Origin of the sequence: Kribbella sp. NPDC050281 (assembly GCF_040655855.1) — a bacterium.
In the GTDB taxonomy this organism is placed as follows: Bacteria; Actinomycetota; Actinomycetes; order Propionibacteriales; family Kribbellaceae; genus Kribbella.
In genome coordinates this window covers 105,432-113,803 of the sequence record NZ_JBFAKS010000031.1, presented here as the reverse complement: position 1 = coordinate 113,803, position 8,372 = coordinate 105,432, and the positions used below count along the sequence as shown (strand labels likewise).

Here is an 8,372-nt window from a genome sequence, read left to right as displayed (position 1 = left end):
TTGTATGACGAAATTGATGTGCACGGGTTCAACGGACACGGGCGGGCGGCGCCGCGGGGGGGCGGACCGCTTGGGCCCGCCCCCCGGCACGACGTTGGGCGACACGGTCACTTCGTGACCGGGATCTTCTTGACGGAGCTGTCGTTGCGCACCTTGTCGGTGATCTGCTGCAGGCCCTTCGTCAGACCGGCCGCGTCGATCTGCCCGGACAGGAACGAGTTCCAGACCACGAGGTTGTCGGTGTTCATGCCGTACAGGCCGACGAACTGGTAGTCGAAGATGTTCGTGCCGGCCGCGTCCAGCATCGCGGTCTGCGACTGCAGGGCGGTCGAACCGAAACCGTCCGCGGGAACAAGACCCTTGACGATGGTCGGCGCCAGCCGCGTCTTGGCGAAGTTGGTGGCCGCCTCCTTGGACAGCATGGCCCGCAGGAGCTCCTTGCCGCCCGCGACGTTCTTGCCCTTCGACGGGACGATGAACGGCTCACCGGCCGCGCTGCGCAGCGACTCGTACGGCAGCTTCGGGCTGTCGGTGACCGTCGGCTCCGGCATCCCCTTCATCTGGAACCCGGACTTGGTGGCCTTCTTCATCTCGTTCTCGATCCACGAGCCCGAGGGGTACAGGATCGCCTGCTGGTCGTTGCTCCACTTCGCCTGCGCGGCGGTGAACTGGGTGCCGGCGCCGCCGGGCACGAAGTACCCGTTCTTCACCATGGTCTCCATGGCCTTGAAGACGCTCTGGAGCTGCGGCTGCGACCAGCAGTTCTCCTTGAGGTTCTCCAGCGCCAGCCGGACCTCGTCGCCACCCTCCTTGATCGCGGAGTCGACGGCCAGAGTGTGGTAGTAGGTCGCGGCTTCCTTGCCCCAGACGAACAGGTACTTGCCCTTCGCCTTGGCCTTGGCGCCGAGGTCGAGCAGCGCGTCGTAGGTCTTCGGCAGCTCCCAGCCGTTCTCCTTGAACAGGCTGTCGGAGTACCACAGGCCGTAGAGGGTGAGCACGTAGTTCATCGCGACGAACTTGCCGTCGAAAGTACCGGGGATCTTGGCGCCGGGGTACAGGGTGTCGGCGATCTTCGTGCCCTCGTAGTTGTTGGCCTCGAAGACGTCGTCCAGCGGCGTGAGCTGGTCCAGGATCGTGCCGAAGCCGATCTGGGCCTTGCCGGAGTTGTCGATCAGGTCCGGCGGGTTGCCACCGACGAAGCGCGGCTGCAGCTGCTGGGCGATCTCGGTGGACGGGGAGACCTTGACCGTCGAGCCCGCCTGCTTTTCCTGAACCAGGTTGGCCGCGAACGTCACGTAGTCGTAGCCGTACCCACCGTTGAAGATCACCGCCTCAATGCTCGACTTGTCCGCCATACCGAACGGGTTGTCAGCGGTCTTGTCGGCGCTCCCACTGCCGGAACCGCTGTCGTCGCTGCCGCTGGCGGCACAGGCGGCAAGCAGCGTGCTGCCGCCGGTCGCCAGCAAGGTGCCGACCGCTGCGCGCTGCAGGAACAGGCGCCGCGACAGGTTGTTGGGAGTGGTCATTGGTCCCGCCTTCCAAGGAGTGTTTCACGCAGTACGCCGGATGCGACCGGCGTACCTTGCTTCAAGGGCGTGGTTGTGTTCGTCGCCGCCTGGGATGTTCGCAGACAGGTACACCGGTGGTGTCTCACCGGTGTCGGTGAGCCTACGCAGCACCTCGGCCACCAGCATCTGCGCAATCAGGGCGGCTGTGATGGACGACACGGCGCAGACCTTGCCCCCACCGGCGGGAAGGTCGAGCACGGAGTCGCCGTACGGCGCGTGGTTGTCAAGCACCACGTCCGCGAGGTCGATCAGTTTCTTGCCGGACGGATGGCGCGAGTCCATCCCACCGGTGTGTTGCAGCGAGGTGATCGCGATCAGTGGGTGGCCGTTCTCCTTCACCACTCCTGCGAACTCGACGATCGAGCCGTTCACCCCGGAGTTGGAGGCGATCACGAACAGGTCCTCGGGATGCGGCTCGGCCAGGTCGTAGAGCCGGCGCGCGATCGACGGATCACGCTCCAGTTCGCCGCCGCGCAGTACCTCGATCGATTCGCCGCCGAGCAGCACCAGATCGCGCAGAGCGATCCGGTTGGTCGCGATCAGGCCGCCGGCACGGCCGGCGATCTCCATCGCGAGCGCCTCGGAGTGGCCGGACCCGAAGGCCTGGATCACCCCGTCTGCGCGCAAAGCCTTGGTCATCAGGTCCGCGGCCTGCTGGATCGGACCGTCGATCTGCTCGGTGACCGCGGTCATGATCGGCGTCAGCGCGTGAACATAGTCCTGCGCGCTCACTCCGCCGGTCTCCTCCGGGTTACTGCTGGCCATCAGCGGCCCCACCCCTCCACTAATGTGTTCGCTGCGACACTCCGGATGCCGACAAGTGCGCAAGTTTGCGGTTTGCTGGACAGAACTTTTCTCAACTGGCAGCTAAAGTCAAGGCTCATCTCACTCTTCTCCCCAGATCGGGACCGTTGCGTGACCTTGTTCTCTTGTGCTTACTAAAGGGCTCTTTTGAGCAGTTTGGAGCATTGCGTATGTCGGTCGAACGCCCGCTGTCAGAACCTGCGGACTCGGTGGTCTTGATGCCAGCTTCGGCACTGGTCCTGGGCGGCGACCTCGGCGGTACCTCCACCCGGATCGTGATCGCTGACCATGATGGCAACGTAGTGGGAAGAGGGGCCGCGGCCGGCGGGAATCCGACCAGCCACCCCGCAAGTGCGGCGGCCAACTTCGGCCAGGCGCTTCACGCGGCGCTGACCGGCCTGGATCCGACCGCGGTCAAGGCCGCTGTGGTCGGTGCGGCGGGTGGATCGGCGTTAGGACGCCCGGATGTGAAGGCGCAGTTCGACGCCGCCTGGTCCGGTGTGGGGCTCGTTGTGGAGCCGGACTTCATCGGCGACCTGGAGGTCGCGTTCGCCTCCGGTACGGCCGAGCCCGACGGCACCGTGCTGATCGTCGGCACCGGCAGCAACGCCGGTCTGGTCCGCGATCACCAACTGGTCCGCACCGCGGGCGGCCACGGCTGGTTGCTGGGCGACGAGGGCTCCGGATTCTGGCTGGGCCGGGAGGCTGTGCGCAGTGTGTTGCTCGCTCTCGATCTCGGCGAGCCGATCGGCCTCCTCGGCGAGGCCGTCGTGCAGGCGATCCTGCCGGACCGCGAGGAGCCAACGATCCCCTTGCGTGAGGGATACGACGTACTGCGTGACGATTTGATCAGGACGGTGAACAGCCGGCCGCCCGTCCTGCTCGCCGAGTTGGCACGGACGGTCGTGACGGCGTACGAACAGAATGACGAGACCGCACGGGCTCTGGTGAAACGCGCAGCCGAATTGCTCATAGAAACAGTGAGCCGGCTCACGACAACGTCGGACAAAGGCCCGATGGTCCTCGCGGGAAGTGTCGCGGGTGAATCGTCACCGGTCGGCAGATTGATCCGGGAAAACATCCATCGGCAGTTCTCCGGCGAGGTCCTGACCGCCCGGGACGGGGTCGGCGGCGCCACCTGGCTGGCCCTCGGTGCCCTCGACCCCGCCCTCGCGACCCAGGAGAACCACACCCGGCTGGTCAGCTAGGCCACACCTCTCACTTCCCTGCGGCACGCAGGGAAGTGAGAGACGCACCTAGTCGAAAACGGAGGCCGGGCGGACCTCGACCGCGTAGAACTCGGCCTCCGGGATGGTCGCGGCGATCTCCTCGGCGCGTTCGGGGGTGTCCACGTCGACGAGGAAGACGCCGGCGAGCTGTTCCTTGGCCTCGGAGTAGGGGCCGTCCGTGGTGGCGCGGACGCCCTTGCGGACCCGGACCACCTTCGTGCTGGCCGGCGGCTCGAGCGGTACGGCGTTGATCAGCTCACCGGATTTGTCCAGCTCGTTGAGGAGGTTCTCGAGTTGCGCGGCCAGTGCGTCGCGGGCCTTCTTCGGCAGCGCCCGGCCTTCCTCGGTGTGCAGGAAGGACGGGTGCGCCCAGGTGATCGGGTTGCTGTGAATCAGCAGCAGGTACTTCATGACGGTTCCTTTCGGAGTCTGGGTGGATCTTCGCAGCAGAGGTCGGAGGCAGCCCGGAGGACTCGACATTTCGCGTCCGGGCAGAGTTCGCTGCCCCGAAATGTCGAGTCCTTCAGCGGCCCTCCGACGTACCGCTCGCCAACCCTCAACGGACCTAAGGTGAGCGACATGTACGAGATGGACTTCCGGCTCGCGGACGGGCGCACGCTGCATGTGTATGACAGCGCGCCCGGCGACGACGCGCGGCTGGCGGTGTTCTGGCACCACGGCACGCCGAACCTCGGTGCCCCGCCGGCGCCGCTGGGCGAGGCGGGCGAGTGGCTCGGGATCCGGTGGATCTCGTTCGACCGGCCCGGGTACGGCGGTTCGACCGCGGCGCCGGGGCGGACGATGGCGTCGGTCACCGCCGACCTGATCACAGTCGCGGACTCCCTCGGCATCGGCACCTTCGCACTGATGGGCTACTCGGGCGGTGGTTCGTACGCCCTCGGTGCCGCCGCGATCCTCGGCGATCGGGTCGAGGCAGTCACGACGTTTGCCGCCATCGCGCCGTACGACGCCGACGGTCTCGACTGGTACGACGGGATGATCCCGTCGGGACTGGCATCACTCCAGGCCGCGGCGGCCGGCCGGGACGCGAAGGTACGGCACGAGGCCTCGGGCGTCGAGTACGACCCGGAGTTCACCGCCACGGACCTGGCGATGTTCGAGGGTCCGTGGGGCTGGCTGGGTTCGGTCGCCGGCGACAAGTCGATGCCCGACGGCCCCGACGGCCTGATCGACGACGACTGTTCTTATGTAGTGCCCTGGGGCTGCGACCCGACCAGCATCACCGCGCCCACTCTGCTCTTCCACGGCCAGACCGACGGCATCATCCCCAGCTCGCACGGCGCCTGGCTGGCCCGGCACATCCGCCCGGCCGCCCTTCGCCTCCTCCCCGGTGACGGTCACGTCTCCGTCCTGGACCAGGCCGAGACCGGCCTCGAGTGGATCCGCGACCAGACCGGCTGACCGCCGTACCGGCACAACATTCCAAGCAATGGCTTGACATCGCAGTCGGCGCGGCGCATATTCCAAGCATGTCTTTGGAGAATGAGCCGCGACGGACGCGGCTGCTCGACGATCCGCTCGCGATCCGGGCGATGGCACACCCGGTGCGACTGGATCTGCAGGGGTTGCTGGGGCGGGAGGGGCCGATGACCGCGGCCGACGCGGCGCGGCGGCTCGGGATCAGCCAGGCACTCGCCTCACACCATCTGCGGCAGCTGGCGAAGTACGACTTCGTCGAGCCCGCTCCCGGCAAGGACAACCGTGAGCGGCCTTGGCGGTTGGTGTCGACGTCGCAGTCGTGGCGCGAGGCCGCCCAGACCCCGGAAGGCGCCGCGGCGGCCGACGTACTCGAGCAACTGCTGGCCGAGCGCGCGCTGGAGTCACTCAGCAAGTGGCAGCAGCAGCGGCCGGCCGAGGACCCGATCTGGCGTGACCACTCCGGCATCGGGCAGAGCGGTGTCTACCTGACCGGCGAGGAGCTGGCCGAGCTGGTCGAGCAGATCAACGCTCTCGTCCAGCGGTACATCGACGAGCGGCCGATCGACGACAAGTCCACCCGTCCGGCCGGGAGCCGGCACGTCGCCATCACGCAGATCGTCACGATCACCCCGGAAGAGGAGGAGTAGCGATGAAGGACCTGTGGGGCGTCCTCGCGCGGCAACGCGACTACCGGCTGATGCTGGGCGCCGGGCTGATCTCTCTGACCGGCGACTGGCTGCTGCGCACCGGCCTGGCGTTCCAGGTGTACGTCCTGACCGGATCCACCCTCGCGTCCGGCGGCCTGCTGCTGGCATCGTTTGTGCCACCGGTCCTGCTCGGCTCGCTGGCCGGCGTCTTCGTCGACCGCTGGGACCGGCGTACGACGATGATCGTGACGAACATCCTGAACGCCGTGGTCCTGCTTCCGCTCCTGGCGGTTCGGGACGAGAGCGCGATCTGGATCGTGTACTGCGTCGTCCTCGCACAGAGTTGTCTTCAGCAGTTCTTCACCCCGGCCGAGCAGTCTCTCGTCCCGGCTCTGGTCGAGTCCGAGCAACTCGTGACTGCCAACGCCCTGAACAGTCAGATCCGCGACATCGCCCGGCTCGTCGGCGCCGCACTCGGCGGTGTGCTCGCGGCCGTCGGCGGCCTGTCCCTGCTGGCCATCGCGGACGCGGCGACCTTCCTGGTCGCGGTCGCGCTCGTCGCCGGTATTCGCCACCGCGCCGCACGCCACCAGGAAGAACAGTCCGCGGAGCAGGCCGCCGAAGGGGCGATCAAGCGGCTGAAAGCGGAATGGACCGAAGGACTCCGGCTGTGTGTCGGCAGTGCTGGGATGCGGCTGCTGTTCGGCTTCTGCATTGTGACCAGTGTCGGCGAAGGCGTGATGAGCACGCTGTTCGCACCGTTCGTCAGTGCCGAGCTGGGCGGCGACGGGAAGGCGTACGGCCTGATCGTCTCGTCGCAGGCGATCGGCGGCATCGTCGGCGGTCTGGTGGCGGCGTCGATCGGCTCACGGTTGCCTGCAGCAACAATGCTCGGCGTCGGGTCACTGCTGTTCGGCCTGGTCGACCTGACGCTGTTCTGCTATCCGCTCGTCTCGGACAGTCTGATCCCGGCGTTCGTCTGCATGATCGTCGTCGGCGTACCCGGCGCATTCACGATCGCCGGCCTGATGACCGTGCTGCAACGTCTCACCGAGGACCGCATCCGCGGCCGGGTCTTCGGCGCGATCGCTGCCGCCGAAGGCGTCGCGGTGCTGGCCGGCATCGTGACCGCCGGTGTCCTCGGCGACGCGGTCGGCATCATCCCGGTCCTCGTCTTCCAGGGACTCGGGTACGTCGTCGGCGGTCTGGTGATCGTCAGTCGGCGGCGGACGCTGGCTCCGCATCCGGAACCGGCTCACCATCTGTCGGCTTGATCAGGTGCACCCGGACGCGAGCGACCCGGCGGCCGTCCATCGCCATCACGATGAGGTTGTGGTCGGCGACCTGGACCTCCTCGCCCGCGGCCGGGACCTTGCCGAGCCGGGCGGCGAGGAACCCACCGACGGTCTCGTACGGGCCGTCCGGGAGCTCGACACCGGTCTCCTCGGCGAAGTCGTCCAGGTTGAGCAGGCCGTCGACCTCGATGTCGCCGCTGCGGAGCCGGGTGGTCTCGACGGACTCCTCGTCGTACTCGTCCCGGATGTCGCCGATCAGCTCCTCGACCAGGTCCTCCAGCGTGACGATGCCCGCCGTACCGCCGTACTCGTCCAGCACGATCGCCAGGTGAGTACTACGGCGGCGCATCTCGGTCAGCGTGGGCAGCAGCTTCGCGGTGTCCGGCAGCATCAGCACCTCGCGGGCCAGGTCGCCGACCCGGACCGAGCGGGACGCGACCGCCGGGTCGAACAGGTCCCGGACGTGGACGAACCCGACGATGTCGTCGGCGGAACCGTTCATCACCGGGTAGCGCGAGTGCGGCCGCTCGGCCGCGAACTTCACCGCCTTGTACGCCGGCATCTCCGCGTCGACGAAGTCCACCTCCGTACGCGGGAGCATCAGCTCGCGCAACTGCCGGCCGCCGGCCTCGAAGACGTCGTCGACGATCCGGCGTTCCTCCTCGCCGAGCGACTCGTGCCCGGAGACCAGGTCGCGCAACTCCTCGTCGGACATCACCTCACGGTTCGCGTTCGGGTCGCCGCCGAGCGCGCGGACCACCAGGTCGGTGGACCTGGACAGCAGCCAGATGACCGGGCGGGCGATCGAGGCGATCCGGTCGACCAGTGGGGCGAGGCCGAGGGCGAACGTCTCCGCCCGCTGGAGCGCGAGCCGCTTGGCCGCGAGCTCGCCGAGCACGATCGAGACGTAGGAGATGGCGATGGTGATCAGCACCAGGGCGGCCGTGTTCGCGACCGACTCGGGCAGGCCCAGCTTCTGCAGATGCGGGGAGAGTGAGTCGGCCAGCGTCGCGCCACCGAAGGCGGCGGACAGGAAGCCCATCAGGGTCACGCCGATCTGGACGGCGGACAGGAACCGGTTCGGGTTGGCGGCGACCTTGGCCACGATCTCGCCGCGCCGGCCGCGGTGCGACAGGGACTTGAGCTGACTCTCGCGCAGGGAGACCAGGGCCATCTCGGCTGCGGCGAAGACCCCACCGATCAGCACGAAGACAAGAATGAGGACGATATTGAGCAGCGTGTCGTTCATGGGTGGGAGTTCCTAGCGCCCTCTCGTCGGATGCCGAGAGGGCGTTCGTTGGGCGTAGTCGTCCATTTACCTACCCTACCGGTGGGCCACCCCAGCATGCATGTTCGAGTTTGTTGGTTTACGATGATTCCTGGCTGACC

8 protein-coding genes are annotated in these 8,372 nt (G+C 67.5%); 4 read left to right on the top strand and 4 right to left on the bottom strand.

The features are described 5' to 3' along the window. Nucleotides 1-107: 107 nt before the first annotated feature. Both ngcE and AB0I34_RS29715 read right to left on the bottom strand, forming a co-directional pair. Entirely contained in the window at nt 108-1,526 is a 1,419-nt protein-coding gene (gene ngcE / locus AB0I34_RS29720) for an N-acetylglucosamine/diacetylchitobiose ABC transporter substrate-binding protein (RefSeq protein ID WP_360451454.1), read from the bottom strand. A 24-nt stretch (nt 1,527-1,550) separates the two neighbouring features. Then, nucleotides 1,551-2,333, bottom strand: coding sequence for an SIS domain-containing protein (locus tag AB0I34_RS29715; RefSeq protein WP_360451451.1), 783 nt, complete (start codon nt 2,331-2,333; stop codon nt 1,551-1,553). A gap of 257 nt (nt 2,334-2,590) precedes the next feature. Between AB0I34_RS29715 and AB0I34_RS29710 the strand changes: the two genes are divergently transcribed. After that, nucleotides 2,591-3,580: a BadF/BadG/BcrA/BcrD ATPase family protein gene (locus tag AB0I34_RS29710; RefSeq protein ID WP_360451448.1), complete on the top strand. Its 990-nt coding sequence runs from the start codon at nt 2,591-2,593 to the stop codon at nt 3,578-3,580. Nucleotides 3,581-3,628: 48 nt separating this feature from the next. Here the strand turns inward: AB0I34_RS29710 and AB0I34_RS29705 are convergent, their stop codons facing one another. Continuing rightward, complete coding sequence (locus tag AB0I34_RS29705; RefSeq protein WP_360451445.1) at nt 3,629-4,012, bottom strand: YciI family protein; 384 nt, start codon at nt 4,010-4,012, stop codon at nt 3,629-3,631. Between the two features lie 168 nt (nt 4,013-4,180). On the opposite strand from AB0I34_RS29705, the gene AB0I34_RS29700 reads away from it, so the two are divergent. The 3 genes from AB0I34_RS29700 to AB0I34_RS29690 all read left to right on the top strand — a co-directional run bounded on the left by AB0I34_RS29700 (nt 4,181) and on the right by AB0I34_RS29690 (nt 6,962). Next, a complete protein-coding gene (locus AB0I34_RS29700) occupies nt 4,181-5,023 on the top strand; it encodes an alpha/beta hydrolase (RefSeq protein WP_360451442.1) in 843 nt (280 codons plus the stop codon). Between the two features lie 68 nt (nt 5,024-5,091). Beyond that, nucleotides 5,092-5,688: a helix-turn-helix domain-containing protein gene (locus AB0I34_RS29695; protein ID WP_360451439.1), complete on the top strand. Its 597-nt coding sequence runs from the start codon at nt 5,092-5,094 to the stop codon at nt 5,686-5,688. A 2-nt stretch (nt 5,689-5,690) separates the two neighbouring features. Continuing rightward, nucleotides 5,691-6,962, top strand: coding sequence for an MFS transporter (locus AB0I34_RS29690; RefSeq protein ID WP_360451436.1), 1,272 nt, complete (start codon nt 5,691-5,693; stop codon nt 6,960-6,962). On the opposite strand, the gene AB0I34_RS29685 is transcribed toward AB0I34_RS29690, so the two are convergent. Then, nucleotides 6,904-8,232: a hemolysin family protein gene (locus AB0I34_RS29685; RefSeq protein ID WP_360451433.1), complete on the bottom strand. Its 1,329-nt coding sequence runs from the start codon at nt 8,230-8,232 to the stop codon at nt 6,904-6,906. The genes AB0I34_RS29690 and AB0I34_RS29685 overlap by 59 nt on opposite strands. Nucleotides 8,233-8,372 lie beyond the last annotated feature (140 nt).

What these genes read in the sequence shown, in the direction of transcription:
- AB0I34_RS29705 (WP_360451445.1), bottom strand. Translation starts at nt 4,012, where the DNA reads ATGAAGTACCTGCTGCTGATTCACAGCAACCCGATCACCTGGGCGCAC.
- AB0I34_RS29685 (WP_360451433.1), bottom strand. Translation starts at nt 8,232, where the DNA reads ATGAACGACACGCTGCTCAATATCGTCCTCATTCTTGTCTTCGTGCTG.
- AB0I34_RS29715 (WP_360451451.1), bottom strand. Translation starts at nt 2,333, where the DNA reads ATGGCCAGCAGTAACCCGGAGGAGACCGGCGGAGTGAGCGCGCAGGAC.
- ngcE (WP_360451454.1), bottom strand. Translation starts at nt 1,526, where the DNA reads ATGACCACTCCCAACAACCTGTCGCGGCGCCTGTTCCTGCAGCGCGCA.
- AB0I34_RS29710 (WP_360451448.1), top strand. Translation starts at nt 2,591, where the DNA reads ATGCCAGCTTCGGCACTGGTCCTGGGCGGCGACCTCGGCGGTACCTCC.
- AB0I34_RS29700 (WP_360451442.1), top strand. Translation starts at nt 4,181, where the DNA reads ATGTACGAGATGGACTTCCGGCTCGCGGACGGGCGCACGCTGCATGTG.
- AB0I34_RS29690 (WP_360451436.1), top strand. Translation starts at nt 5,691, where the DNA reads ATGAAGGACCTGTGGGGCGTCCTCGCGCGGCAACGCGACTACCGGCTG.
- AB0I34_RS29695 (WP_360451439.1), top strand. Translation starts at nt 5,092, where the DNA reads ATGTCTTTGGAGAATGAGCCGCGACGGACGCGGCTGCTCGACGATCCG.